Genomic DNA, 25,550 nt, shown 5'->3' on the forward strand with positions numbered 1-25,550 from the left:
CACTTATATCCGCGGTGGGGAAATGGTGATGAATGCTCGCCTTCCTTCAATTAATACGCTATGCGTAGCATATGACAAATGAAGTCGATCAAGAAGCCCTCTTTCTCCTGCGCGCTGTCCTGGCGCTCGGACGGAGGCTGCGCGGCGAGCGCCCGCAAGGCGCGCCGACGCTTGCTGCTATCAGTCTTCTGGGAACGCTCGGTCGCATTGGACCGATGCCCGCTGTGCAACTGGCGATCGAGGAACGCCTTCAGCCTCAATCTCTGACGCGGATCGTAGCCGGTCTTGAAGGCGACGGACTGATCGAACGCAGGAGAGATCCGGCTGACCAGCGAGCGTTGATCATCGCTCTGACAGAGAAGGGCAAGACGGTACTCGCAAATGATCTGCGCGCGCGACAGGCGTGGTTGCGCGAGGCGATGTTGCGCGTGCTTTCAGAAAGCGAGCGCACGGCTTTGATCGCGGCCACCGACATTATGCTCAAGCTCGCCTTTGATGATCAAGGCAGATTGGAGATCGACGCTCATGACGCATTGGATCGATAGCGCCATCTTCTGGCACATTTATCCCCTCGGTTTCGTCGGCGCCGAGCAGAGGGCTCATGCGGGCATTCATCATCGCCTGAGCCATATCGTCGATTGGCTCGACTATGCCGTCGCGCTGGGGGCATCCGGTCTGCTGTTGGGGCCGATCTTTGCCTCATCGACACACGGCTATGACACGATCGACCATTTTCGCATCGACCCCCGCCTTGGTGACGATTGCGATTTCGACCAGCTCATCATGGAGGCGCGACGACGTGGATTGAAAGTCATCCTTGATGGCGTCTTTAACCATGCCGGAAGGGATTTTCCGCTTTTCCGTGCCGCCATTGAGAATGGAACGGCCTCTCAGGAGGCGAGCTGGTTCCGCTTGCTCGGCGGCAAGGACGACACGGGCGGCCCTGCCTATGCGACGTTCGAGGGACATCATGCGCTGGTGGCGTTCAACCATGATTCTTTGGATGTTACCGCCTATGTGACAAGCGTTATGAACCACTGGCTGGACCGCGGCGCGTCAGGGTGGCGGCTTGACGCAGCCTATGCAGTATCTCGCCCATTCTGGAAAACGGTGTTGATGGATGTCCGCCAGCGCCATCCCCACGCTTACATATTCGGCGAGGTCATCCACGGCGACTACAATGGCTTCGTAGCGGCGACCGGCGTCGACGCAGTGACGCAGTACGAATTGTGGAAGGCGATCTGGAGTGCGATCAATGACTGCAACCTGTTCGAACTTCAGTGGGCGCTGGAGCGGCACAATGGGTTCCTGGAGCGTTTCGTACCACTCACCTTTGTCGGCAATCATGATGTCACGCGGCTGGCAAGCCGGTTGACTGATGAACGGCACATCGCTCACGCTCTTGCCATTCTTATGACAGTCGGCGGCACGCCGGCCATCTATGCCGGTGACGAGCAAGCTTTCCGAGGCGTCAAGGAAAACCGGGCCGGCGGCGATGATGCAATCCGGCCTGCCTTTCCCGCAAGGCCCGAGGAGCTCGCTCCATTCGGCTGGCCGATTTATCGACTTCATCAGCAGCTGATTGGGGTTCGCCGCCATCATCCCTGGCTCGTCAGAGCCAAAAGCCGAAAAATTCACCTCACCGCCCGGCAGGCCGTCTGGGCCATGGAAGCAAACAACCAGACGATCCTCGTCGCCCTTAATCTCCGTGATGGCGACGCTATTCTCCCTGCACCGGGGGCCAAAAACGTGCTTGCGGGAACCGCTGCAGCAATAACGACTGAGCTGGATCGATCGACTTCGATCCGGTTGCCTGGATACGGCTGGGCCGTGCTTTCGACGGAGAAACAATAATCATATCCTGAGTGCATCGGGCACATTTTCGGAACAAGCCACGCTTGGTGGAGAAAGTCGCGTCGGCTCTGTGCGCCGAGCGCTTCCGTGGTCGCTGTAACGACAGAGGCAATGCGTCGAGCGAGGCAATATGGTCGAGAGAGCCTAAGGACGCTTTCGAGATGTTGCGGCATCAATCATTGCCGCGTTTGAGCGCAAACTATCTTAATATACTGCTCGTCCCATTAATATAATCAGCTGTCAATTTGAAGAATTTCTTTCAAATCGGAAAAATTATTACTCCATTTCTGAGGGCGCTTGAGTATGCTAAGAGAGGTACTTTGGGGATGTTGCAGCAACTTGACCAATTAAAGAAGCAAGTTTGCACATTTCTTTTGGAGGAGGCCCGGAGTGTTGGATCCTTTGATACCGACAATATTTCACGAGCACTGGTGGCTCGATGCTGCGACGAAGGGACGAGCCGAGATATCCGAAGTGACCGAAGGCGGGCGGACAGTGGGCCGGCTGCCCTATCTCAAGGAAACGAGACTTGGTCTGCATAGCATCAATATGCCGACCCTCACCCACTTTCTCGGCCCGGGCATCAACGACGGTTCCGGCAGCGAGCCGAACCGCTTCGTGAAGCGTCAGGCGATCACACGTGAGCTCATCCGCAAGCTGCCGCAGTTCTCCTCATTCCGTCAGAAGCTGCACCACAACGTCAGAGACGTGCTTGCTTTTCAGGCCGAGAATTTCGAGGTAACGGCCCAGTTCACCTTCGAAGTCGGCCCGGCCCCTCTGGAAGTCATGTGGAAAGCCATGCGGGACAAGACACGAAATGTCATCCGTCGGGCAGAGGAGCGTTACGGCGTCTCGAACATCATGGACCCGCAGGCATTCTTCCGCTTTTCCATCGCCAATCTTAGGGCCAAAGGTGAGGAACCCAATATCGACTTCATCACCTGCATAGATGTCGTCACCAGGGCACTTGACCGCGGACGTGGTCATTTCTACGTCGCGGTGGACGACAAAGGGGATGTCAGGGCGGCTATATTTTGTGTCTGGGATGCCAGATCCTATTACTACATGTTATCGACCCGCACGGCCGACAGCGGCAATGGCGCGATCCCTCTGTTGATCTGGAGCGCCATCAAAAATGCCGCTTCGATGGGGCTGGTCTTCGACTTTGACGGTGTGGCGAATGCCGGTTCCATCCTGCTCTATTCCGGCTTCGGCGGCACCGTTTCTCCGCGCTACATTGTGATGAAGTCGAACACCCTCTACCAGACTTTGCGCAAGATCCGCCGCATCAACCCAAGAGTTTCGAACCATTTTCTTTGAGCACAGGGACAAGCACGCACCGTTCACGCTGCGTCGACCGAAAAGCACGGCAACAGGTAGGTGGGAACTGCATGGTGTCGTCGCGTCAGCTGGGCCAGTTCCTGCACTGAGGCGGTTGCGAGGATGCCGGTACGCACCAGCACGGAGGCCAGACCCATATCGCCCGCACCCTTGATGTCGTGCTCGATACTGTCCCCGATGCAGACGATCCTGCCGGGTTCGGCATTCATCCAACGGGATATAGCCAGCATGTAGATCTCGCGATATGGCTTGCCGATCCAGTGCACCTTACCGCCAAGCTCCTCATAGATTCTGGCGATCGCACCGGCGCCGGGCGCGGTCCTTCCGCCGGCAAGCTTATGAATATCGGGATTGGTGCAGAAACAGGGCGCGTGACGGCTTGCCGCTGGCGCCAGTTGCCGACGATAATCGTCGAGCTCAATCTTTTCCGCCTCGCTGCCGGAAATGATAATGAGATCGGCTTCATTCGACCGCGACACGTTGGTAAGCCCGAGACGATCAGCAAGGTCGTGATCGCCACCACTGGAAATCGTGAAGGCCTTCATGCCCTGTCCAATTTCAGGCGAGGCCGATAGAATCTCGAAGGCGACGTCGCCCGAGGTCACGAAATGCTCGAAAAGCGAGCGCTCGAAGCCAAGACGGACGAAGCGTTCTGTATTGTATTCGCCGCTTCTGCCCGAATTTGAAAGCACGATGACGTGTTTGCCATGATCCTTCAGCACGCGCAGCGCCGCAATTGCCCCATCATAGGCGCCTTCATCATCGCGCAGCACCCCGAACTGATCGATCAGGAAGTAGTCGTAATTGTCGATCAGTGCTGCAAGGGTGGTATATGGCGCAATTGTCACCGCTGTTTATCCTGCCATTGAAGAATGAGGGAGGCAGTACCGACGGCCGCTTCCGTCGAGTTCGACGTTGCAAAAGGCACGGCAAGGGCCGCCTGCCGCATCCGGGTCCATGCCGGGTTTTTCGCGCCGCCGCCGACAGTTCTGACCGATCGCAGCCGTGCAGCACTAAGTTCAGTCAGTCGTTCATAGCCGAGGCGCTCGATCTCGGTAATGCCCTCAAGCACGGCCTGAAAGAATATCGCCTCATCGGCAGGGCGCGGCTCTAGCCGGGGCGCATAATTCGGGTCGCTGATCGGAAAGCGTTCGCCGGCCTTCGGCAGCGGATAGAAATCGAGCCCCGTCGGCTGATCGGGGTCAACGCGCTTTGTCAATTCCTCGAGCCTGCTATCATCAAACAGCGATCGAATGACGCCGCCGCCGCTGTTGGAGGCGCCGCCGGGCAGCCAGAAATCCAGCACCCGGTGCGAATAGATGCCATATTGCGGCGCATTGATCGGCCGCTCCGACGCGAGTTTGAGAACGAGTGTGGAGCCGAGCGCGGTGACGCCATCGCCGATCTGCGAGGCCCCGGTTGCAAGAAAGGAGGCGCAACCATCCGTCGTCCCGGCGTGAAAGCGGCAGGCTCTGTCGACGCCAAGACTGCGAATAAAACCCGTCGCCACCGATAAAGGGGCTCCCGCCCGCTCAACGGCCGGCAGCAGCCGGCGGTCCAGTCCTGCCCATTCGATCCAGTCGGGCCACTCTTCGGCGACAAGATCGTACCCGGTTTTGAGCGCGTTGTTCTCATCGCTCGCACAGCCATCATGACCGAGCTTCATCAGAATCCAATCAGCCTGATGAACCACTCGCGAGACCTGAGGCTGGCGCGAGAGATGGATCGCCCTTGCGAGGGCGGAACTGGAACCGCGGGCGGGACTGTCGGCTGGCGCATGACGCGAAACGCTCTCGACGATTGATGGATCCGGGCAGGCATCATTGTACATCAGGGGCGCACCGACCGGCTCGCCCGCGCTGTCGATCGCAAGGACCGTTCCGGACGTTCCATCGACACCAATCGCGCGGATGCAGGAGAAACTTGTTTTTGCAGCAAGTTCCATCAAAGCGGCCGATGTCCGAGCCCACCAGCTCGACGGCGTTCGACCTTCATGCGCGTCCAAGAAAGGTGCGCTCGCGATCTCAACCAGATCGCCATTGTCAGCAAGAGCGGCGGCGCGAACGCCAGACGTTCCGATATCGATGCCGATGATGGTCGCAAGGGCAGAGGTTTGCCTGGATGTCACGACTTTGCCGCTCCACGATCGAGCGCCTGACGATATTGCTCGGCCTCCCAATTGGTGAGTTCGTACTCGTCTGCTTGCGAGAGGTAAACGACGTCGGCGCCATCAGGGATGCGGGATACGACCTCCGCCAGGCAGCGGACCATCACCTGGCCACCGGGGGTCAGCGTATTCGACACCAGAACGCCGGAACCGGGAACGATAATCATCTTCGGCGTACCGCCCTCAGTGCCGTCAAAGCCTTCGAGATAGGCCTGTAGCGATTGGCCGGCTTCCAGCAGCCCGATCTTCGTGCCGAGGAAGATCACATGGTCCGGATACATCGACCCGCCCGTGGCAATCCTGATGTTTTCAGGCGAGAGCGCCAGCTGATGGCTGGCTCCATCGGAGGCCGGCGCATAGCTGCTTCCCTCCGCGATGCGCTGCAATGCCCTGATATCCGGCTGGGAAACCTGCCTGACAGGCACCTCCAGCGCCGCGGTCACCCGTTTGATCCGGCCTGACACCTCCCCGACGGTTTCACCGGTGACAATGATACCGTGGTTGTAGAGGATGAGTACGTCAGGCTTGTCGGCAGCTGCATGATCAACTTCCCGCGCCAGCGGCGTTCCGGGACGCCGATAAGACGTCGTTGCCCATTTCATTCCGGTTGTGTCGAGCTTTGTCTTCAGGATCTCGTCACGTTGCGCCAGCACCGAAAGCGCGATCGCGTTGACGCAGTGGTAATGGGCAACGACCCGATTTGTCAGAGCCGCATGAAAACTCGTTTCGATGGAAGGCCGCAGGCCACTCGTATTCAAGGCGCCGATGACAAAATCGGTCGCCTTTTCGGCACGCGGATCCCCCTGCCGCAGCGCCTCGACCAGTGGCGTGACGCGCACGGGAACCATGATGTCACGGTCTCCGGCCTGGGCAAGCCAGGTACCCGAGGCCTTCACCCACATTATGTCGTCATCCTTCAGCGACGTGTTGCCGCCGGCACCCTGCGTCTTGAGAATGTCGGCGCCAATCTCTTTGGACAGAGTCAAAAACCGTTCGAACTCACCATCCGAGCCGCGTGGTGCCACCGTCAAGATCATCCTCCATCCTCATGATGCCCCTCACCCAACGGTGAGCAAACTTTATCTTCATGGTATGTATTAGATTGAATATCGTCAACGATGAAGTTTCTACGTCACGCATGCTTGCGAAATGCCAATCATTGTGATTACATTCAATCATCGGCAGGGAGAAGCCGGGAGGAAATTGCGTGAACGACGCCGACCGGCACAAAATCATCACGGACCTGCTTCGCGAGACGCCGTTTGCCTCGGTTCGAGACCTTCAAGACCGGCTGGGCGTTTCACCGGCGACCATTAGGCGCGATATCGACAAGCTCCACGAAACCGGTCGAGCCAAGAAGGTCTATGGCGGAATATCGGCTTTCGAAGTCGGCGGGCGCCTCGCAGCCCGCCCCTTCGACGAAAACCGCGATATCGCCGTCGAGGCCAAGCGCGCGATCGCCGAAAAGGCTGCATCGCTGGTGCGGGACGGCGATTCCATCATTGTGCATGCCGGGTCGACCTGCTTTGAGCTCGGAATGCGTCTGGCGCGGCGCAACTTGCGCGTCTACACCAACTCCATGCCGCTTGCCGCCTATCTCGGCGAACATGGTAGCTGCCATCTGAGCCTTGCCGGCGGTGAGCTCTATCGTGAACCGGGCATCATTCACGATCCGGCCGCCGGCGCGCCGAACTTTTTCGCCTCGCGCTTTTTCATCGGCACCCAAGGCATCGGCGCGCAAGGTCTTTTTGAATCCCATCCGCTACTCATCAAGGCGATCGGCGAACTCAGTACCTGCGCCGACGAGATCGTGCTTCTCGCCGACAGCCGGAAATTCTCCATCCAGCCGCGCAACCTCGTCCTGCCGCTCGCGCGCGTCGGCACGATCGTCACCGACGACGGCCTGTCCGATGCCAATGCCAACATGCTGGAAAATGCCGGCGTGACAATTCTGATTGCTAATGTCGGGGGTGTCGCGTGAGCACGCATCGGCCCATCGCCGTTTTCGACCTCGGCAAGACGAATTCGAAGCTGTTTGTCATCGACGGAAATGGCCTAGTCCTTGCCGAACGGCGAACGAAGCCGATCTGGCTGGATGATGGCGATCTTCGTGTTCTCGACGACGGCACGCTGTTTGCCTGGATGGAAAGCGAGCTTGCCCGCGCCGTCGAGACACATGGGGTCCGCCACGTCACCTTTTCTGCCCACGGGTGCACTTTTGCTTTGATCGGCGGCAATGCGCTGCGCCATCCGATCCTCGATTACGAGCAGGAGCCGCCGGCGGACATTGCCGCGCGGATCGACCTGTTCATCCCGAGTTTTTCGGAGACCTTTTCCCCTCGCCTGCCGCTCGGTTTCAATTATGGCCGGCATGTGCTCTGGCTTGCCGATCGCGACCCGGAAATGCTGGAAGAGACCGACGCCATCCTGGCCTATCCGCAGTTCTGGTCCTGGCGTTTCTCGGGCAAGGCGGTATCCGAAGTCTCCTATCTCGGCTGCCATTCGCACCTCTGGGCACCGCTTGCCGATGATTTCAGCAGCCTGGTGGATACCAAGGGCTGGCGGGCGAAGATGCCGAGCTTCGCAGTGGCCGGCTCGCGTCTCGGCACCTATCCGGTGACGCTCGGCAGCGGCGAACACGTCGATGTTGCCGTACATAACGGCGTGCACGACAGCAATTCCTCGCTCTTCTACTATCGCTCCCTCGGCTTTGAGGATTTCACGCTGATCTCCACCGGCACCTGGGTGATTATCTTCAATCAAGCCTGCCCGCTCGAAGCGCTGGATCAGCGCCGCGACATGCTTGCCAACGTCACGGTCGATCATGCACCGGCGGCAACCATCCGCTTCATGGGCGGTCGGGAATATGATGTCGCGAGCGAAGGCTGGACGAAGCCGATTTCGGTTGCCGCAATCGAAGCCGTCATCTCCAAAGGCAGCTTCGCCCTCCCCTCGTTTGCCCCCGGTGGTCCCTTCCCGCATTCCGAAGGCCGCTTTGTCGGGCCTGCGGTCTCGGGCGAAGAACAGGCTGCGGTTGCGCTGCTCTACGTGACGTTGATGACGGATCTGTCGCTCGATCTGATCCACTCGGAAAACGCCGTTGTCATCGATGGCGGCCTTGTCAAAGCGGAGCTCTATACACCGATGCTGGCAGCACTGCGCAACCAAATCGTTTTCACCAGCTCCAATCCGGAGGGCAGCGCCTTCGGGGCTGCCGCCCTCGTGTTGCGCCAGGCCGGCCTGCAACCGTTCCGCAACGAGACCGAAAAGGTTTGCCCGGCCCTCATCAACGGTCTCGACGCCTACAGGCGGGAATGGCGACGCCGTGTCGAGGCGATGCGCTCACAAGCGCCGGACGGGGCGGTGTCGAAGGAGATGATGCGATGAGCCCAGCTGCGGTAAGCGATCAGGTCGCCACCCCTGCTCTCGAAATGCAGAACATCAGCAAGACCTTCGGCAATGCGCGGGCGCTGACCAATGTGTCGTTGACCGTCTATCCGGGCGAGGTGCACGCGCTGATGGGCGAGAATGGCGCCGGCAAATCGACGCTGATGAAGGTGCTCTCCGGTGCCTATGTGGCCGATCCCGGCGGCAGCATCCTCGTCAGCGGTCGCCCTGTCATCGCCGGCGACCCGATCAAGGCAAGAGCCAATGGCATTGCCGTCATTTACCAGGAACTGTCGCTCGCACCCAATCTGACGGTGGCCCAGAACATGTTCCTGGGCGCCGAGCCATCGCATGTGGGTTTCGTCGATCGCGGCGATATCAGAAAGCGCGCCGAGCCAATCCTGAAACGTCTCGGCATCGCCTTTTCGCCGAACCAACTGGTTGCCAGTCTGTCGCTAGGCGAACGGCAGATGGTGGAAATCGCCCGGGCGCTGACGACGAATGCGCGCATCATCGTCATGGATGAGCCGACGACCTCGCTGACAAGCCGTGAAACCGAAAAACTCTTCGAGGTCATTGCCGGCCTGAAGGCCCATGGAATTGCGATCATCTATATCAGCCATCGCATGGAAGAGATCTACGCCCTGGCCGACCGGGTGAGCGTGTTGCGCGACAGCGCCTATGTCGGCACGCTGGAGCGCGACGAGCTTTCAGCCGAACGGCTGGTGTCCATGATGGTCGGTCGCGACCTTTCCTCCTTCTATAAGAAGGAGCACCGTGCCGGCGGGAGGGATCGCCAGGTGGTGCTCGCCGTCAAGAACATTGGCGACGGCCGCCGGGTGCATGACTGCTCCTTCGAGGCCTGCGCCGGCGAAGTGCTTGGCATAGCGGGTCTTGTCGGCTCCGGACGCACGGAACTTGCGCGGCTCATCTACGGCGCGGACCATAGGACCTCTGGAAGCGTTTCACTCGATGGCCGCGACCTCTCCTTGCGCGGGCCGCGGGCCGCGCTTGATGCCGGGATTGCCTATCTCACCGAAGACCGCAAGGGCCTCGGCCTGTTTCTGGATATGTCGATCAACGAAAACATCAACATTGGCGTGATTTCCGAGGATTCGCGATCTGGCGGCTTTCTCGATTTCGCCAAGGCGAAGAAGCGCGCCGACAGCGCCGTCTCGTCGTTGTCGATCCGCACCAGGAGCACGGCGATCAATGTCGGTGCGCTCTCGGGCGGCAATCAGCAGAAGGTGCTTCTTGCCCGCCTGCTCGAAACCAAGCCGCGGGTCATCATCCTCGACGAGCCGACACGCGGAGTCGATGTCGGCGCCAAGTCGGAGATCTATCGGATCATAGACGAATTGGCCCAGAGCGGCATCGCGATCGTCGTTATCTCCAGCGATCTGCCCGAAATCATCGGCATCGCCGACCGGGTGCTGGTCATGCGCGAAGGCCGCATTGCCGGCGAGATCGCCGGCTCGGAGGAACGGCCGATCAGCCAGGAGGCCATCATGGCCCTGTCGACCGGCGCCACCAAGCGAGGCGCATAGAGCGCGACAAGAAAGAGAACGGGAAATAAGGGCAATGCAGAGCGAACAGACAGCAACCGACAAGATGAAGCTGCGGTCCACACTGACCGCCCTCGGCATGCTTCCGGTCCTCATTCTTCTGGCGATCGGCTTTCATCTTATCAGTGGCCGCTTCCTCAGCGTCAACAACCTGTCGATCGTCATGCAGCAAGCATCCATCAACACGGTGCTGGCGGCCGGGATGACCTTCGTGATCCTGACTGGTGGCATCGACCTTTCCGTCGGCTCTATCCTTGCGGCATCGGCCATGATCGGCGTCATCGTCTCCCTCGTTCCGGATATCGGCATGCTCGGCATACCCGCGGCAATCGCCGTCGGTCTTGCCTGCGGCGTCATCAACGGCACAATCATCGCCTTCCTGAAGCTGCCCCCGTTTATCGTCACCCTCGGCTCGCTCACCGCCATGCGCGGGATCGCCCGCCTGCTCGGCAATGACACGACGGTCTTCAACCCGGACCTGCCGTTCGACTTCATCGGCAACGGCAACTTCCTCGGCGTGCCGTGGCTTGCGATCATTGCGCTGCTGACGATCCTGATTTCCTGGGTGATCCTGAAGCGCACGGTTCTTGGCACCTGGATCTATGCGGTCGGCGGCAATATGGAGGCAGCGCGCCTGACCGGCATCAAGGTGCCCCTGGTGCTGCTCTTCGTCTATTCGATGTCAGGCCTGCTTTCCGGCTTGGGCGGCGTGATGTCGGCAGCCCGCCTTTATGCGGCCAATGGCCTGCAGCTCGGCCAGGCATATGAGCTTGACGCGATCGCTGCCGTCATTCTCGGCGGCACCAGCTTCGTCGGCGGTGTCGGCTCGATCTGGGGCACATTGATCGGCGCGCTCATTATCGCCGTTCTTTCGAACGGCCTGATCCTCGTCGGGGTATCCGACATCTGGCAGTACATCATCAAGGGGCTTGTCATCATCGTGGCCGTGGCGCTCGACCGCTACCGGCTGAAAGGGCTTAGCCGCACCTGAGGATGTGCGGCTGGAGGAACCGGGATTACCGGACAACGGGGCGCAGGAAGCGCCATAAGGAGGAAAGAATGCGTATGATCACGAAACTGCTCGCCGTCACTGCGCTTGCGGCTGCCATAGCAATGCCGGCTGCCGCCAAAGATCTTCAGAAGATCGGCATTTCTGTCGGCCTACTCGGCAATCCGTTCTTCGTCGCCACCATCAAGGGTATCGAAGACAGCGCCAAGAAGATCAATCCGAACGTCCAGGTCACGTCCGTATCGGCCGACTATGATCTCAACAAGCAGGTCTCGCAGATCGACAGCTTCATCGCCGCCGGCGTCGATATCATCATGCTGAATGCCGTCGACGCCAAGGCGATCGCTCCCGCCGTCAAGAAAGCGCAGGCTGCAGGCGTCATCGTTGCTGCGTTTGACGTATCGGCTCCGGGCGCCGACGTCACCGTCATGACCAACAACATCAAGGCCGGCGAAGAGGCTTGCCAGTACATCGTCGACCAGCTGAAGGGCAAGGGCAACGTCGTCATCATCAACGGCCCGGCCTCCTCGTCGATCCTCGACCGCGTTCAGGGTTGCAAGAACGTCCTGGCGAAGAGCCCGGATATCAAGATCCTGTCCGACGATCAGAATGGCCAGGGTTCGCGCGACGGTGGCCTCGCCGTCATGCAGGGACTTCTGACGCGCTTCGACAAGATCGATGCCGTCTTCGCGATCAACGATCCGACGGGCATTGGCGCGGAACTGGCAGCCAAGCAGCTCAATCGCCATGAGTTCTTCATCACATCGGTCGATGGTGCTCCCGACATCGAAAAGTCGCTCGCAAGCGGCAAGTCGATGATCAAGGCATCGGCTTCGCAGGATCCCTATACGATGGCCGGAGACTCCCTGAAGATGGCGGTCGATGTCCTCAACGGCAAGAAGCCCGCCCAGCCCACCGTCCTCCTCGATCCCAAGCTGATCACGGCTGACAATCTCAAGGACTACAAGGGCTGGACGGCAGCTCGCTAAAATCTCCTCCCGAGCGGCCCGTTCCTTTTTTCTGCGGGGGCGGGCTGCGATCTTTGCCACCAATCGGAAAGCGGCGTCCCATGTCCAAAATCGGTGTTCACTCTTTCGTCTGGAGTGCCGGCTCCTCCAAGGAGGAGCTTGAAAAGGCTCTTACAAGATCGCACGAGCTCGGCTTCCAACTGATCGAGTTCTCCTATCTGGATCCGAAGCTGGTAGACGTGAAATGGCTCGCGTCCCGCATCGAAGAACTCGGCCTCGATGTCGCAATCAGCATGGGATTGCCGGCAGAAGGCGATATTTCCAGCGAGGATCCGACGATCGTTGCCAAGGGCAAGGACATTCTTGACCGGGCCGTAGCGCTGGTGCGCGATCTCGGCGGCACGAAACTAGCCGGTATCCTGAGCTCGGCGCACGGCAAGCAGGAGCATACGCCGACGAAAAGGGGGTGGGATACCAGTGTTTCGACCCTGTCCAAGGTCGCCGACCAGGCAAAGGCTTCCGGCGTCACCCTCAACCTCGAAATCGTCAACCGGTTCGAGAGCAATATGCTGAACACTGCCGCCCAGGGCATGGCCTATATTCGCGATACCGGCGCTTCCAACGTTTTCCTGCATCTCGACACGTTCCATATGAACATCGAGGAGGCCGATGTCGGGCTCGCCATCCGCCATGCTAGCGACAAGATCGGCTACGTCCATATCGGCGAAAGCCATCGCGGCTATCTCGGAACCGGCAATATCGATTTCGCCGCCATTTTCGATGCATTGGTCGCAATCGGCTGGAACGACTACGTAACCTTCGAATCCTTCTCGACCGCCATCGTCGACAAGGACCTATCGCTGAAGACTGCGATCTGGCGCAATCTCTGGGACGACAATGTTGCCCTTGCCAGACATGCACGGCAATTCATCGAGCTGGGATTGGAAACCGCCAGCCGCAAGGCGGATCTGGTGAAGCTGGCCCACCTTTCCCGCTGAGCCATTTCCGCGATAGTGGATCAAAGGTCACCCGACGATCGAGAGACACCAGCCCGGCATCGCGTCGGACGGCAAATTGCCTGGAGATCTACTTTGTCGCTCCAGCCGTGAGGCCTGTGATGAGTTTGCGCTGGAATAGCATGTAAGCGAGAATGAGCGGGCCGATAACGATGACAGCGCCCGCTGTCAGCACGGGCGTATTGACCGTATAACGTCCCTGGAAAAACAGCATGCCGATCGGCAGGGTGCGATAGTTGTCGTCATTGACCAGAACAAGTGGAATAAGAAATTCGTTCCATGTCCAGATAAACAGGAACAATGCCAGCGTCGACATCGACGGCAGCATCAAAGGCACGATAACTTTCGACAGAATATATCGTCTGGATGCTCCATCGAGGACGGCTGCCTCTATGATCTCCGATGGCAACTGCTGCATCGCACTTGCCATGAACATCGTCGCAAAAGGCAGCGACATGGCAATTTGCGGCAGGATCAATGCCGCATAGGTGTTGATGAGACCGACATAGCGCATCTCATAGTAGAGCGGAATGATAAAGGCTTCAGTCGGCACCATCATACCTATAGTCAAGAGAACGAAAATGGTGCGTCTGAAGGGAAAGCTCAGGAATGCGAAACTGAACCCCGTCAATGTCCCGAGTATGATGCTGACAATGACTACAGGGAAAACGATCAGAACCGAATTCAGGAAATAGACGTTAAAATGACCCTCGATCCAAGCATTCGCATAGTTCTCGAAATGCGGATAGGCGGGCAATACGAATGCGCCCTGGATAAGATCGGCACGGCTTTTCAGAGACGTCAGTATCAGAAGCGCGAAGGGAATAACCGTCAGGACGGCAAAGAGCCAAAGAATGATACGCGACGGCAATACGGCACCTGCCCCATGAAAATTTCGGCTCACGATGCACTCCCCTCATTCACTGGCCGCACCAGCCGATGAACGGCATAATTGATTGCGAAGACCAGAATCGCACCGATGATGGCGACGGCCGAGGCATAGCCATAACGGTTCAATTGGAAGCCAAGTTCATACATATAGATATTGGGAACGAGGGTCGCATTGGCCGGACCGCCTCTGGTCATCGTAAAGATCAGGTCAAAACTCTTGATCGAAGCGATGATGGTGAGAAGCAACGCGATGCGTATTTCCGGCAGCAGGAGCGGCAGCGTGATAAAGAAGAAAATCCTGCTTCCTGAAGCACCGTCCACCCTCGCCGCTTCAAACAGCGAGGGGTCAATCCGCTGAATACCGGAAAGAAACAGCACCATACAGAAACCGAAGAAATACCAGCTGGCGACGATGCCCACGGCCGGTAGGACAAAGGTGAAATCGCCAAGCCAGGGTAAAGCGATCGAACCCAGGCCAGCCAGTTTTAACGCCTGATTGATGGGGCCAAAAGCAGGATTGTAGAGCCAGTGCCAGATGATGCCGAGAACGGCGGTCGGCATGATATAGGGCAAAAACAGCAATGTGCGCAGCGCGAACTGCTCTCGCTGCCTGAGCGACCAGACCAATGCAGCAAGCAACAGGCCGACGACGATCGGGATGACACAGTAGAACACCATAAAGAGCGCATTGTTTTTCAATGCGACATAGAAAGTCTCATCCGAAAGCAATTTTGCATAATTGCCAAAGCCAATCCAATCGGGCGAACCGATCCCGTTCCATTCGGTGAAGCTGATACCGATTGCTGCGATAATGGGGCCGAGTACGAGAGCAAAATAGACCAGCAAACCAGGCAGAATATAAAAGAGATTTCTGCTGGCGTTGGCATCAAGTGGTGAACGTTTCATGCACCATCTCATGAATATGCCAGGGGTCGACTGGCGCCTCTCTGGCCGTGATCAGGATTGACGTAGCGAAGTTTCCCGCCGCTGCTTTTCATCAAATGGAGCAGCGGCAGGATTGCTGTGTCTGGCAATCACTTGCTCTTCATATAGGCGGCATAATCGGCATCGAGCTTGCCGATCAGCTCTTCAGGCGTTTGTTTGTTCGCAAACAGCAGGGGCGTATTTTCATCAAACGTCTTGAGCATGGTGGGGCTCGCCCAATCGGGATAATGCCCCAGTGCGTTATCATCGTTCAACGATTTCCAGATCGCGATGCCCTCCTTCAGAAGCGGGGAAGCGTTAACCCCGGCATCTTCCGGAACTGGAGTTGCTGGCAGATAGCCGGCTCGGGCCCAGGTCACGGATGCGTCCTTGGAGACCATGTAATTGATGTATTCGCCCGCGAGATCCTTCATTTTGTCGCTCTTGGCCAGGCTGGTGATCGCCCAGGCAAGGTCGACGCCGCCAACCGAAAGCGGATGCTTGATACCGGCGGGCGCCGGGATCGGCATGAAATGGATATCCGGATTGTTCTGCATATCGCCGAAGTACCAGGTTCCAGAAATCAGAAAGGCCCCTTGGCCGGCGACAAAAAGCTGAACGGCATCATCACCCGAGATGCCCTGGTAACCATCGGAGAAATAGCCGTTTGTTGCCCATTTCTGAGCAAGTCTCACCGATTCCAGATTGCCGGGCGTATTCCAGGTTCCGCCGCGACCGTAGATCAGGTCATCGAGCGCCTTTCGATCGGACGCATCGATATGCGCCTGGCTGATCCCAGCCAGCATATGGAGCGCCAGATGGCCCTTGGCCGTGCCGATCGTCAGCGGTGGGGTGCCTGCCGCCTTGACCTTATCGAGGGCTGCAAGGAAATCGTCGAAGTTCTTGATCGGCAGCTCGACTCCGGCGGCTTTCAAGACCTTTTCGTTGTAATAAAGACCGACGATTTCGGCGAGCGACGAGATACCGTAGGTCTCCCCGACACCGAACTCGCCCTTGCTCGACCAGCGGTCACGCGCAAGCAGGCTATCGGACTGGTTTTTATCCCATCCATATTTCTTGAGATAGGTATCGACAGGAACGAGAAGGTTTTCCTTCACCATCGCGCCCATGTCGCCGGCGCCCTGGTTGACCTTGGTCACTACTGGACCATCGCCGGATGAAACCGCAAGCTTTAGCGTAAGATTGAGATCCTGGAAGTCGCGCACGGTATGGTCGAGCTTAACCTCAGGATGCGCCTTCTGGAAATTGGCGTTGAGCTCAGTCATCACTGCAGCCCGCGACTCCGAGTCATGGTCGTCCCAGACGGTAAGCGTCTCGGCAAAGACGGCCGTCGACATGCCGAGCCCGACGAACGTGACGCCCGCCAAAACTCCTGCTTTCTTCAGCATTGATGCCATGTTGATGGAGATGAAATTGCTAAACATTGATTGGTTCCCTCTAGCTGCGTTTTGGCAGTTCCTATCGTTTCCAACCGGCCGGTCCTGCTGAGACGAGCCGAATGTCTTGCATCGTCAGGCCTTTACTGACCTGATGAATTTCCTTATCCTTTTCAAAAGATCAGCGGGCCTTCATCCCGCAGATGCAGTGCCTCAACCTTCCCAGTTTTACCGCTGCCTGATGTCAGCTCGCACCGTGCAGCGGCCAGCAAATCGATGGTGCGATGCCTCCCAAGATCGACAATTATCTCATCCGTCCGGCAACCGAGAACGACGTTGACGCCCTCTTCCATATTTGTCTGGTGACGGCTGACGCAGGAGCCGATGCGAGTGCGCTTTACAGCAATCCGCGCCTTCCCGGTTACGTATGGGCGGTGCCCTATCTCAAATTCGCTCCGGAATTCGCGTTCGTTCTTGCCAGCCATGACCGGGTCGTCGGCTATGTTGTCGGTACGCCGGATACCGCCAGCTTTGAGAAAACGCTCGGCAGAGATTGGTGGCCGCTTGTCCGCCGCGAGATCGCCGGTCTGATGCCCAGCACCGAAAAAGACGCTGATGTTCTGGAGCGAATAGCCAATCCTCACAGCGGCACGCCGGGCCTTGAAGAAACCTACCCCGCGCATCTCCACATCAATATTCTGCCCGAAGCGCAATCGGGCGGATGGGGACGCGTGATGATTAAGACCATGCTCAACAAGCTTTCGAGCCACGGCGTGCCCGCGGTCCATCTTGGCGTCAGTCCCGCAAACGAACGTGCCAAGGGTTTCTACAGGCATCTCGGCTTCGAAGAACTCAGCCATGACGGGCACCTTGCCTTCGTTATGAAATTGGACAAGCCGGCAATCTGAACAGAGATCTTGCCGGCCTCCCTTCATTATCTATTCTCCGCGTTGGCCGCTTCCAGGCCATATTTGAGGACAACAGCCGCCGGCATCGCGCTCCATCCCTGCAGCAGGGAACCGCGTCCATAGGGTGGCGAGAAATATTCGACAGCCCCGGCCCAACCATTTGCCAGGCAGGTTTCCCACCAGCGTATGAGGGCATAGCGTGCGCCACCGAGACCGTGGCGTATTCTCTCTTCCGCATAGACGCCATCCCAATAGGGCCAATCGGATCCATTATGATAGCGAAAGGGGAAAGCGGTTTTCGATCTCACGTCACTTGCCCGCTTGAACGGCGGATAGGCGCACAACATACCCCAATCGCCATAGGGCTGTCTGGTATTGTTTCGAGCTTCTAAGACCTCTTCCATGGCCTTGAGCAGGCCAGAGGCTCGTGTCTGCGAAATCGCCCCATAACGGGAGAGCGTCAGACTATCGAGGACAAGATGATCCTCGACAAATCCATCAGGAGTGACGAAATCGGCGTAACCATTTCTGCTGGGGACAAAAAGCCTATCCTCGATTTCGGCACGAGCGGTGGCCGCCACCTCGCGTGCCTTCTGCGCCAATGCGGGGTCATGTCCGGTTCCCAGCTTGGCCACGCCATCCAATGCGCCGACGAAAAGGCCGAGATTGTAGGAGACGAGGCCCTCCCGGTAGACATTGTCCGCCCAATCCCTGTCGTTTCGCGGCTTCAGCGGCAATACGCTGCCGGGGCCTGCAAGAGCCAGATATCGTTCAACGATAGCGGTCACAAGCGGCCAGTGCCGCACCGCCTCCGCCACATCCCCCGTCGTTTCCACATAGTCGGCGAGAAAGAGGATGAAGAAAAGCGGGCTGTCAAAATGATCGCTCCACCAATCATCGGGACGATTGTGATGCTCCGGAGCAGCCTTCCCGCGATATTTCTCGGGATTTCGTGTGGCATCAAGAACGAAGTTCTGCCAGGCGCGCGATTGCGCCGGTCCGGTCAAAATCACACCGCTCGGCGCCTCCCCGTCGGACTGGACTCCCTTGGCCAAGAGTCGAATTTCATCGCGTACCGCTTCCGGGGCAAGCTTCAACAGCATTTGCATCGTCCAGTAGCCATCGCGATAATAGGTGCGAGCAGGCGCACTGTAAGCCTGCCCCGCGGCCAGACCGGCAAACCTGCCATTCTCATCCAGGCGGATGCTGGAAAGTGCGGCGTGTGCTCCCTGCATCACCATGCTGCGCATTACGGGATCGGCCTTTGGCGTGAGGTCGCAGCGGGCTATATAACTCGCGGCTTCTGCGACGATAGCGTCGTTTGCAAGACCGAATGCAGCTTCTGCTTCCTCTTTCGAGGCTCCGGCAGCGATACGGATATCGCCATCATCGATCTCGATGATCATCGCACCCCAACCGGTCATGACGATACGGCGATTATTGCGTTTGGTGAGCTTGGGCTTCGGACTATCCTTGTCAATCTCATGCCACCAAGCGCAGCGACGAGCCGGATAAACGCCCTCCAGGTGGGCATTGCGGATCAGAAGGATGGGCCTTGATTGGGCGACAAAGATGCCACCCGCTTCGGCAATAATCCTGTTTGGCCCATAAATGTAAGGTCCGGCAAGCCTGGAAAAACGTATGCGCCCCAGACGACCACTTCCCCAAAGAGCGAGATCAAGATAGCCGTCGGGATGCGCATCCGCCTGCAGCCGAGGCGCCATGATCGGCAGAATGACCGGGTGGCTGGTTGTGATTTCGCCGTGGGACGTGGGAGTCATCATGGCAAATCAAGCACCTTTCACCGCGCGGTGTCGGACATGGGATGACGTATGAAAATCAGGCGGCAATACCAAGCAATCTTGCCGAAATGGAGCGCTATAAAGTCCGCGGCATAGGCGAAACGAGCTCTCTCATCCGTTGGCCTCGCTTTCATGACCCCTCCGCAATTTGCTTAGTCACTAGCACTGGGGAAGTCTACAAATCACGCGTCGAATTTGTCAATGACATGGACAAATTAAATGATTTCGCCCAGCCAACCGACTGAGATTTACTTGCTTTTTGTTCATTTTCCCTGGAAGCTGGCATTGCCGCAGCACGACATGGATGAATTAGGAAAAGGTCCCGAACTAATTAGAGGTAGAATGCGAGACCGCCCTCATGCCTAACGCGACACAGACACCGATCGCGCGAAAAATCTCGACGAACTCTGTCATTCGGACCATCCTTGCCAAAGGCCCCATTTCCCGCGCGGATATTGCCAAGCAAACCGGCTTATCCAAGCAAACCATTTCCGACGTCGTTCGCAGTTTGGAGAGCAAGGGGTGGCTGAAGCCGACCGGACATACCGATGGGCGTTTGGGGCGAACGGCGATAACCTATGAGCTCGATGCGAGCGCGGGCTTTGCCGCCTCTATCGATCTTGGCGGAACCAAAATTGCCGCCATCATCTGCGATCTCGTCGGAAATGTCGTGGCCGAAATCAAGGTGCCGACGAACGCGCGCGGCGGGCTCCATCTGGTCGATCAATTCCAGGCCATTATTGAGGATCTTGCCCATAGCGCCGGTATTGATCTTTCCAAATTGCGCCTCATCGTGCTGGCGACTCCGGGCATACTTGACCCGGCCACCGGACATATCAACGTTGCACCGAACATCCCGGGTGTGGAAACGATCGACTTGCGCCGGCTCCTGAGTGACAGGATGGCAACCCCGGTCATCATCGAAAATGACGTCAATCTTGCTGCGCAAGGAGAACGATGGCGAGGGCACGGCTCCACGTCGGATAATTTTGCCTTCGTGGCACTCGGAACCGGTATCGGCATGGGCATCATTGCCAATGGTCGCCTCATGCGCGGCGCGCGCGGCGGCGCCGGCGAGATAGCCTATCTGCCCCTCGGCGGGGAGCCATTTGATCCAGACGGCTTTACGCTTGGCACGCTGGAAAGCGCCGTCGGCAGTGCGGCAATGGTGCGGCGCTATTGCGGATATGGTGGGCAAGGCAAGGCAACGGTGGCAGATCTTTTTTCGGCGCTGGTGGCCGGCGAGCCCGCCGCTGTTGCAGTGATCGAAGAAACGGCGCGATTGATTGCGCTTGCCATTGCCGCAATCGGCGCAACGCTCGACCCCGAATTGGTGATCATGGGCGGCAGTATCGGCGCGCGGCCCGAACTTGTCGAAGCTATCAGCAGATATCTACCACGTTGCACGCCCTACCCGCCGCGAATCGAAATCAGTCAGTTTGGTAATCGGGCGGCACTCATCGGTGGCATCAGCATTGCCGTGGAGCACATGCACCACGAGCTGTTCGGTGTCGATTTGCAAGATGCGTGAAATAGACATCTTATAACACGGGTGACGCGGAAAAGCTGTCGATAGCAACCGTGTCTACGGATCGCTGACGACCGCTCAAACCTCGGCAGACGAGACACCTCCGGAGATGATCGCCGGTTTGCCGCTTTGCAATCTCGATTTCCCTATGCCACCGGGCTATCTTCCAAAGCCAGAAAGCCTCCCGATTGCCGTCGCCACAACCTTGCATAAAGGCCATCTTTGGCGATCAGCTCCTCATGCCTCCCCTCCTCGACGATCCGGCCCTCGTCGAGCACGATGAGCCGGTCGAGTTCGGCGATCGTTGAAAGGCGATGCGCGATGGCAAGCACTGTCTTGTCGCGCATCAGGCGATGAAGTTGGCCCTGGATCACCGCCTCCACCTCTGAATCGAGGGCTGAGGTGGCTTCGTCAAGCACGAGGATGGGAGCATCCTTGAGCAACACGCGAGCAATGGTGATGCGCTGGCGCTGGCCGCCGGAGAGCTTGACGCCGCGCTCGCCTACGCGCGAGTCATAGCCGGCGCGACCCTCCTGGTCGGAAAGTCCTATGATGAAATCATGGGCGGCCGCCTGCTGGGCCGCGGTCTCGATTTCTTCTCGGCCGACCCCCGTGCGGCCATAAGCGATGTTTTCATGGATTGAGCGATGAAGCAGCGAACTATCCTGCGTTACCACGCCGATATGCCGCCGCAGGCTGTCCTGGGTAACGCCTGCGATGTCCTGACCATCGATGAGGATTCGGCCTGACTGGATCGGATAGAGACGCAGCAACAGATTGACCAACGTCGATTTGCCCGCGCCGGAGGGACCGACAATACCGATCTTTTCACCGGGACGAATGACGAGCGACAGATCGGTAAAGACGGGCCTGGCGCCGCCATAGCGGAAATGGACGTGATCGAAAACGATCTCGCCTCTGGGAACCGCCAATGTGCCGGCGTCGGGCGCATCAAGGAGATCATGCGGCTTTGCAATGGTCAGCATGCTCTCCTGCACGGTACCGATATTGTCGAAAACATCGCGTATCAGGTACATCAGCCAGCCCGACATCTGGACAAGCCGCAACACCAAGGTGATGGCTGCCGCCCCGGCGCCGGCGGTCATGGCCCCGTGGCTCCACAAATAAAGTGTCAAACCGGCGGTGATGACGATCAGAACGCTATTGAGGATCTGAAGCACCAGGCTGGCACCGAGGATCAACCGCATCAGGTCGAGGAAACTATCGTTCCAGCGTTTCAGAGAGTCCCGAACGGCGGTACGCTCGAGATCGCCGCGGGCAAAGAGCTTCACGGTGAGAATATTCGTATAGGAATCGACGATACGGCCGGTGGTCGACGAGCGGCCAAGGGAATTGGCCTCCGAACGTTTCAGAGCCCGCGGCACGAAATATCTGAGAAGCACCGCATAGGCTACCAGCCAGATGATAACCGGCAGCATCAACCAGACATTGACGGAGCCGAAGAAGCCGATCGTGACCGAGGCGAAGATCAGAGCGTACCATAGGTCGCCAATCACGGCGATGACAGCCGAACGGATGGATTGTCCCGCCTGAATGACGCGTGCCGAGAGCCTGCCGGCGAAATCATTCTGAAAATAGCTCAGCGAATGGCCGAGCGTATAGATGTGATTGCGCCAGCGGATCTGATTGGTAAGCGGCGGCACCACGATCTGGTTGGTAACCACCTGCGTCACGAAAAACAGGATCGGCCGCAGCACCAGAATGACGAAGGCAGCGCCCGCAAGCGGCCAGCCATAATCCTGAAACACGGTCTGTGGCGAGTGCTTGTTGAGCAGGTCGACAAACCAGCCGACCATCAAATAAATAGCCGCTTCTATACCGCTGAAGGCGAGCTCGATCAGCATGATGGCGACGAGCCATCCTTTGACCACCTTGAGATGATGCCACATGAAGCGCCATACGCCCGTCGGCGGCGTCTCGTCCTCGTTGAACGGGGCGAAAATATCGATGCGGCTTTCCAGGAAGTGAAACAGGCGAGCAAACATCAAAATAAGACCTTGGCTGAAGACATCATCGGCTGAAAGCCGGCGAATTTGGGGAGAAGGTCTGGCACGGGCCGGTTTATGGCACGCCAACCGACAGGAACATCCCGTTCGTTGTCCGCGCTGGGCGTCCGCATGTAGGCATCGATCATCTCATTCGGTGACGTTTTCTTAAAGTCGACGATAAGACGCCGCGTGCCTATAGCATTCGCAGGCACCGGGAAATTTCTGCCAACAGGCGCAAACCGCCGGTCAGAACTCTCTACGATATTTGATAATTCAGGCAAACGACAACAGAGCGAAAGACGGTTGGGGCTATTTATACGCTGATTGCCGTACCGCGATTCGCGCTTCACTTGTGATAAAGACCTAGCCGGACGATCGGCCAGAAGCAAGTTACAAATCCCATAGCCGAGCAGTAACGGCCGAAGCCGCATCGTGCTCGGGCTTACGCTGCACACGCAAAGACGCGTCTACAGCTGACAGCGAATAGGACAGGCTTCTAAATGGCGTCAATTCAGCGCGAAGACATCGGCAAATAACCGAATGGGTGCGGAGCAGGCCTCAGCCAGCTTGCGACTTAGCATGCAAGCAGAGGCGCTCCCATTACCCATTCGCTTCCGGCCTAGTCAGCCACGGCGTTGACGACGCGGCAGAGATTGTCGCTCATGTTGGGGGCAACCTGCCCCTGCGGCACCATGAAAACCGCATCGACGCGACTGCCCTTGCCGGTTTTGCGGACGACGACGCGCAATGTCTGCGGGCGACCTGAGCCGGACGTCTCCTGCTGTGCCGTCAGCGTGCCGAGTTGCTTCTCGACATTCACATCCACAAAGCCTTCCGCAAGAACGGCTCTCGATACCTTGTCGAAGGCCGCGGCAGGGCTGATGGAGGGAAACTCCATCCAAGTCTTGTAGGTCACACCGGTGACGAGAGGAACGCCGCTGCTTTGATAATGCTGCGAACATACGCTGGCAGCTGCGGGTGTGAATGAAAGGGCGACGAAGGCAGAAGCACAGATGACCTTACGCAAGGTGAGTTTCCTCTTTTGACGAATATACTGATAGATACTTCGATGATGACTCAAGCCGCGGCAACGACTGAGTTTTGCGACTGCGCAGTGATCTGTCAGTCGATTCCGGATAGCGTTGGAAAGGCATGTCTTTCATCCAAATATGAAACCGGTCTTTCTCGGTAAAATTACGTGTCGAGGAATTGTAGATGAATTCGGATGATGTGTGCGCCATAAATGCAACCCTGGCCCTTCTGGCTGCAAGCATAGATAGACGAACCACAGCTTGTGGCAACAGGTTGGCTTGACGGAATAAGTGTTTATTTTGCGCGCCGTTCCTCCTGAGAAAACATCAGTTCAATGTAGGGGGCGGCAACCGTCAAACATGTATGGCCTGGCCGAGGGCAGCGAAGCTTGCCTCCTGCAGGGCTTCGCCGAGGCTCGGATGGGCATGGATCGTGCCGGCAACATCCTCAAGCAGAGCCCCCATCTCGACGGCAAGCCCGAAGGAAGCCGCGAGTTCCGATACGCCCGCACCTACCGCCTGAATACCCAGCACGATATTATTTTCTGCCCGGGCGACGATGCGGATAAAACCGTCTTCTCGCCCGAGCGTCATCGCTCGGCCGTTGGCACGGAAGGGGAATGTGCCGACCTTGTACTCGACACCAGACGAGCGCGCCTGATCCGGCGATTGGCCGACGCTGACAATTTCCGGATCTGTGAAGCAGATCGCAGCAATTGCGCGCTTATCCCATGTGCGGGATCGTCCGGCGACGATTTCGGCCACCATCTCGCCATGTGCCATGGCTCGATGCGCGAGCATCGGCTCGCCGGTAACGTCGCCGATGGCATAGACGCCGCGCATCGAAGTCCGGCAGCGGTCGTCGATGCGAAGATAGGGACCGTCCATCGCAAGCCCGAGTTCCTCGATCCCCCAGCCGGCAAGCGCCGGCCTGCGGCCGACCGTGACCAGAATCTTATCCGCAGGGATGACGCTTTCCGGCCCGGACGCGCTTTCCACGATCACACCGGGCCTATCCTTCGATTGCCCCCTGGCGACCGTTCCGGTGCGGACCTCGATGCCCAAATGCTTGAGCCGTGCGGCGACCGGCCGTGTCAGCTCTTCATCATACTGCGGTAGGATCCGTTCGGCCGCCTCGACCACAGTGACGGTGCTGCCAAGCTTGGCAAGCGCCGTGCCGATTTCCAGGCCGATATAACCGCCGCCGAGGATGGCGATACTTTTCGGTACCTCGCTCAATGCCAGCGTCTGCGTGGATGAGAGGACATCGCCGCCGAAAGGCAGGAAGGGAAGTTCTATCGGGGTTGAACCGCTGGCAATGACCATCGTTTCCGCAGTGATTATCTGTCTTTGCAGGCCTTCTCCGACCGCGACAGACTTGCCGTCGATGATGCGCGCAGTCCCGAAAACGACCTTGACACCCGCCTTCTTCAGCAGCGTTCCGACACCCCCCGTCAGCCGATTGACGATGCGATCCTTCCAGGCGACGGTCGCCGCGAGATCGATGGAAACGCCTTGGGAACGAATGCCGGTGTTCGACACGCCGGCAGCCGCGCGCGAAAGGGTATGAAACTCCTCGGCGGCATGGATCAAGGCCTTGGATGGGATACACCCGACATTGAGGCAAGTGCCGCCAAGCGCGTCCTTCTCGACGAGGATCGTGTCGATGCCAAACTGGCCGGCGCGGATGGCCGCGACATAGCCGCCAGGGCCACCGCCAATGATCAGCAGCCTTGTCTTCAGATCGGACATA

Annotated in this window: 21 protein-coding genes; 11 read left to right on the forward strand and 10 right to left on the reverse strand. The window is 58.2% G+C overall.

Annotation, left to right across the window (positions count from 1 at the left end):
- Positions 1-71: 71 nt before the first annotated feature.
- The 3 genes from AC13QE_RS11770 to AC13QE_RS11780 all read left to right on the forward strand — a co-directional run bounded on the left by AC13QE_RS11770 (position 72) and on the right by AC13QE_RS11780 (position 3,174).
- Positions 72-545: a MarR family winged helix-turn-helix transcriptional regulator gene (locus tag AC13QE_RS11770; protein WP_488483801.1), complete on the forward strand. Its 474-nt coding sequence runs from the start codon at positions 72-74 to the stop codon at positions 543-545.
- A complete protein-coding gene (locus AC13QE_RS11775) occupies positions 526-1,854 on the forward strand; it encodes an alpha-amylase family protein (RefSeq protein WP_488483802.1) in 1,329 nt (442 codons plus the stop codon). The genes AC13QE_RS11770 and AC13QE_RS11775 overlap by 20 nt, the downstream gene beginning before the upstream one ends.
- Positions 1,855-2,244: 390 nt before the next feature.
- Complete coding sequence (locus tag AC13QE_RS11780; protein ID WP_488483803.1) at positions 2,245-3,174, forward strand: GNAT family N-acetyltransferase; 930 nt, start codon at positions 2,245-2,247, stop codon at positions 3,172-3,174.
- Positions 3,175-3,197: 23 nt separating this feature from the next.
- Here AC13QE_RS11780 and AC13QE_RS11785 read toward each other — a convergent pair whose 3' ends face one another.
- From AC13QE_RS11785 to AC13QE_RS11795, 3 genes are read right to left on the reverse strand one after another with little or no spacing between them, the layout of a single operon-like run.
- Positions 3,198-4,043 (reverse strand): TIGR01459 family HAD-type hydrolase, encoded by an 846-nt coding sequence (locus AC13QE_RS11785; protein ID WP_488483804.1) that lies wholly within the window; start codon positions 4,041-4,043, stop codon positions 3,198-3,200.
- A complete protein-coding gene (locus tag AC13QE_RS11790) occupies positions 4,040-5,323 on the reverse strand; it encodes an FGGY-family carbohydrate kinase (RefSeq protein WP_488483805.1) in 1,284 nt (427 codons plus the stop codon). Before AC13QE_RS11790 ends, AC13QE_RS11785 begins: the two co-directional genes overlap by 4 nt.
- The gene (locus AC13QE_RS11795; RefSeq protein WP_488483806.1) at positions 5,320-6,399 is read right to left on the reverse strand and encodes a class II aldolase/adducin family protein; all 1,080 of its coding nucleotides are present in this window, start codon (positions 6,397-6,399) and stop codon (positions 5,320-5,322) included. The genes AC13QE_RS11790 and AC13QE_RS11795 overlap by 4 nt, the downstream gene beginning before the upstream one ends.
- Before the next feature lie 170 nt (positions 6,400-6,569).
- On the opposite strand from AC13QE_RS11795, the gene AC13QE_RS11800 reads away from it, so the two are divergent.
- The 6 genes from AC13QE_RS11800 (at position 6,570) to AC13QE_RS11825 (ending at position 13,289) form a co-directional block, all read left to right on the forward strand.
- Positions 6,570-7,343 carry a DeoR/GlpR family DNA-binding transcription regulator gene (locus AC13QE_RS11800; RefSeq protein ID WP_488483807.1) on the forward strand — a complete coding sequence of 258 codons (774 nt, stop codon included), beginning with the start codon at positions 6,570-6,572 and terminating at the stop codon, positions 7,341-7,343.
- Positions 7,340-8,749: an FGGY-family carbohydrate kinase gene (locus AC13QE_RS11805; RefSeq protein WP_488483808.1), complete on the forward strand. Its 1,410-nt coding sequence runs from the start codon at positions 7,340-7,342 to the stop codon at positions 8,747-8,749. Before AC13QE_RS11800 ends, AC13QE_RS11805 begins: the two co-directional genes overlap by 4 nt.
- Positions 8,746-10,296 (forward strand): sugar ABC transporter ATP-binding protein, encoded by a 1,551-nt coding sequence (locus AC13QE_RS11810; protein ID WP_488483809.1) that lies wholly within the window; start codon positions 8,746-8,748, stop codon positions 10,294-10,296. Before AC13QE_RS11805 ends, AC13QE_RS11810 begins: the two co-directional genes overlap by 4 nt.
- A gap of 34 nt (positions 10,297-10,330) precedes the next feature.
- Positions 10,331-11,305 (forward strand): ABC transporter permease subunit, encoded by a 975-nt coding sequence (locus AC13QE_RS11815; protein WP_015343233.1) that lies wholly within the window; start codon positions 10,331-10,333, stop codon positions 11,303-11,305.
- Between the two features lie 68 nt (positions 11,306-11,373).
- On the forward strand, positions 11,374-12,312 hold the full coding sequence (locus tag AC13QE_RS11820; protein ID WP_488483810.1) for an ABC transporter substrate-binding protein: 939 nt from the start codon (positions 11,374-11,376) through the stop codon (positions 12,310-12,312).
- 80 nt (positions 12,313-12,392) lie between these two features.
- Positions 12,393-13,289, forward strand: coding sequence for a TIM barrel protein (locus AC13QE_RS11825; protein WP_488483811.1), 897 nt, complete (start codon positions 12,393-12,395; stop codon positions 13,287-13,289).
- Between the two features lie 88 nt (positions 13,290-13,377).
- Here the strand turns inward: AC13QE_RS11825 and AC13QE_RS11830 are convergent, their stop codons facing one another.
- The 3 genes from AC13QE_RS11830 to AC13QE_RS11840 all read right to left on the reverse strand — a co-directional run bounded on the left by AC13QE_RS11830 (position 13,378) and on the right by AC13QE_RS11840 (position 16,567).
- Positions 13,378-14,211, reverse strand: coding sequence for a carbohydrate ABC transporter permease (locus AC13QE_RS11830; protein WP_488483812.1), 834 nt, complete (start codon positions 14,209-14,211; stop codon positions 13,378-13,380).
- The gene (locus AC13QE_RS11835) at positions 14,208-15,104 is read right to left on the reverse strand and encodes a carbohydrate ABC transporter permease (RefSeq protein ID WP_488483813.1); all 897 of its coding nucleotides are present in this window, start codon (positions 15,102-15,104) and stop codon (positions 14,208-14,210) included. The genes AC13QE_RS11830 and AC13QE_RS11835 overlap by 4 nt, the downstream gene beginning before the upstream one ends.
- A 128-nt stretch (positions 15,105-15,232) precedes the next feature.
- Positions 15,233-16,567, reverse strand: a complete 1,335-nt coding sequence (locus tag AC13QE_RS11840; protein WP_488483814.1) for an extracellular solute-binding protein — start codon at positions 16,565-16,567, stop codon at positions 15,233-15,235.
- A gap of 236 nt (positions 16,568-16,803) precedes the next feature.
- On the opposite strand from AC13QE_RS11840, the gene AC13QE_RS11845 reads away from it, so the two are divergent.
- Complete coding sequence (locus tag AC13QE_RS11845; protein ID WP_488483815.1) at positions 16,804-17,427, forward strand: GNAT family N-acetyltransferase; 624 nt, start codon at positions 16,804-16,806, stop codon at positions 17,425-17,427.
- A gap of 26 nt (positions 17,428-17,453) precedes the next feature.
- On the opposite strand, the gene AC13QE_RS11850 is transcribed toward AC13QE_RS11845, so the two are convergent.
- On the reverse strand, positions 17,454-19,211 hold the full coding sequence (locus AC13QE_RS11850) for a glucosidase family protein (RefSeq protein WP_488483816.1): 1,758 nt from the start codon (positions 19,209-19,211) through the stop codon (positions 17,454-17,456).
- Between the two features lie 376 nt (positions 19,212-19,587).
- On the opposite strand from AC13QE_RS11850, the gene AC13QE_RS11855 reads away from it, so the two are divergent.
- Entirely contained in the window at positions 19,588-20,760 is a 1,173-nt protein-coding gene (locus tag AC13QE_RS11855; protein WP_488483817.1) for an ROK family transcriptional regulator, read from the forward strand.
- 143 nt (positions 20,761-20,903) lie between these two features.
- Here AC13QE_RS11855 and AC13QE_RS11860 read toward each other — a convergent pair whose 3' ends face one another.
- From AC13QE_RS11860 to lpdA, 3 genes are all read right to left on the reverse strand, one after another.
- Entirely contained in the window at positions 20,904-22,763 is a 1,860-nt protein-coding gene (locus AC13QE_RS11860; protein WP_488483818.1) for an ABC transporter ATP-binding protein, read from the reverse strand.
- Positions 22,764-23,385: 622 nt separating this feature from the next.
- Positions 23,386-23,793 (reverse strand): hypothetical protein, encoded by a 408-nt coding sequence (locus AC13QE_RS11865; protein ID WP_184369952.1) that lies wholly within the window; start codon positions 23,791-23,793, stop codon positions 23,386-23,388.
- Positions 23,794-24,151: 358 nt separating this feature from the next.
- Positions 24,152-25,549 (reverse strand): dihydrolipoyl dehydrogenase, encoded by a 1,398-nt coding sequence (lpdA, locus tag AC13QE_RS11870; protein ID WP_488483819.1) that lies wholly within the window; start codon positions 25,547-25,549, stop codon positions 24,152-24,154.
- Position 25,550: the final 1 nt, after the last annotated feature.

This window comes from Martinezella sp. CNPSo 3957, assembly GCF_057784395.1.

What these genes read in the sequence shown, in the direction of transcription:
- AC13QE_RS11770 (WP_488483801.1), top strand. Translation starts at nt 72, where the DNA reads ATGACAAATGAAGTCGATCAAGAAGCCCTCTTTCTCCTGCGCGCTGTC.
- AC13QE_RS11775 (WP_488483802.1), top strand. Translation starts at nt 526, where the DNA reads ATGACGCATTGGATCGATAGCGCCATCTTCTGGCACATTTATCCCCTC.
- AC13QE_RS11795 (WP_488483806.1), bottom strand. Translation starts at nt 6,399, where the DNA reads ATGATCTTGACGGTGGCACCACGCGGCTCGGATGGTGAGTTCGAACGG.
- AC13QE_RS11810 (WP_488483809.1), top strand. Translation starts at nt 8,746, where the DNA reads ATGAGCCCAGCTGCGGTAAGCGATCAGGTCGCCACCCCTGCTCTCGAA.
- AC13QE_RS11815 (WP_015343233.1), top strand. Translation starts at nt 10,331, where the DNA reads ATGCAGAGCGAACAGACAGCAACCGACAAGATGAAGCTGCGGTCCACA.
- AC13QE_RS11820 (WP_488483810.1), top strand. Translation starts at nt 11,374, where the DNA reads ATGCGTATGATCACGAAACTGCTCGCCGTCACTGCGCTTGCGGCTGCC.
- AC13QE_RS11825 (WP_488483811.1), top strand. Translation starts at nt 12,393, where the DNA reads ATGTCCAAAATCGGTGTTCACTCTTTCGTCTGGAGTGCCGGCTCCTCC.
- AC13QE_RS11835 (WP_488483813.1), bottom strand. Translation starts at nt 15,104, where the DNA reads ATGAAACGTTCACCACTTGATGCCAACGCCAGCAGAAATCTCTTTTAT.
- AC13QE_RS11840 (WP_488483814.1), bottom strand. Translation starts at nt 16,567, where the DNA reads ATGTTTAGCAATTTCATCTCCATCAACATGGCATCAATGCTGAAGAAA.
- AC13QE_RS11845 (WP_488483815.1), top strand. Translation starts at nt 16,804, where the DNA reads ATGCCTCCCAAGATCGACAATTATCTCATCCGTCCGGCAACCGAGAAC.
- AC13QE_RS11850 (WP_488483816.1), bottom strand. Translation starts at nt 19,211, where the DNA reads ATGATGACTCCCACGTCCCACGGCGAAATCACAACCAGCCACCCGGTC.
- AC13QE_RS11855 (WP_488483817.1), top strand. Translation starts at nt 19,588, where the DNA reads ATGCCTAACGCGACACAGACACCGATCGCGCGAAAAATCTCGACGAAC.
- AC13QE_RS11860 (WP_488483818.1), bottom strand. Translation starts at nt 22,763, where the DNA reads ATGTTTGCTCGCCTGTTTCACTTCCTGGAAAGCCGCATCGATATTTTC.
- lpdA (WP_488483819.1), bottom strand. Translation starts at nt 25,549, where the DNA reads ATGTCCGATCTGAAGACAAGGCTGCTGATCATTGGCGGTGGCCCTGGC.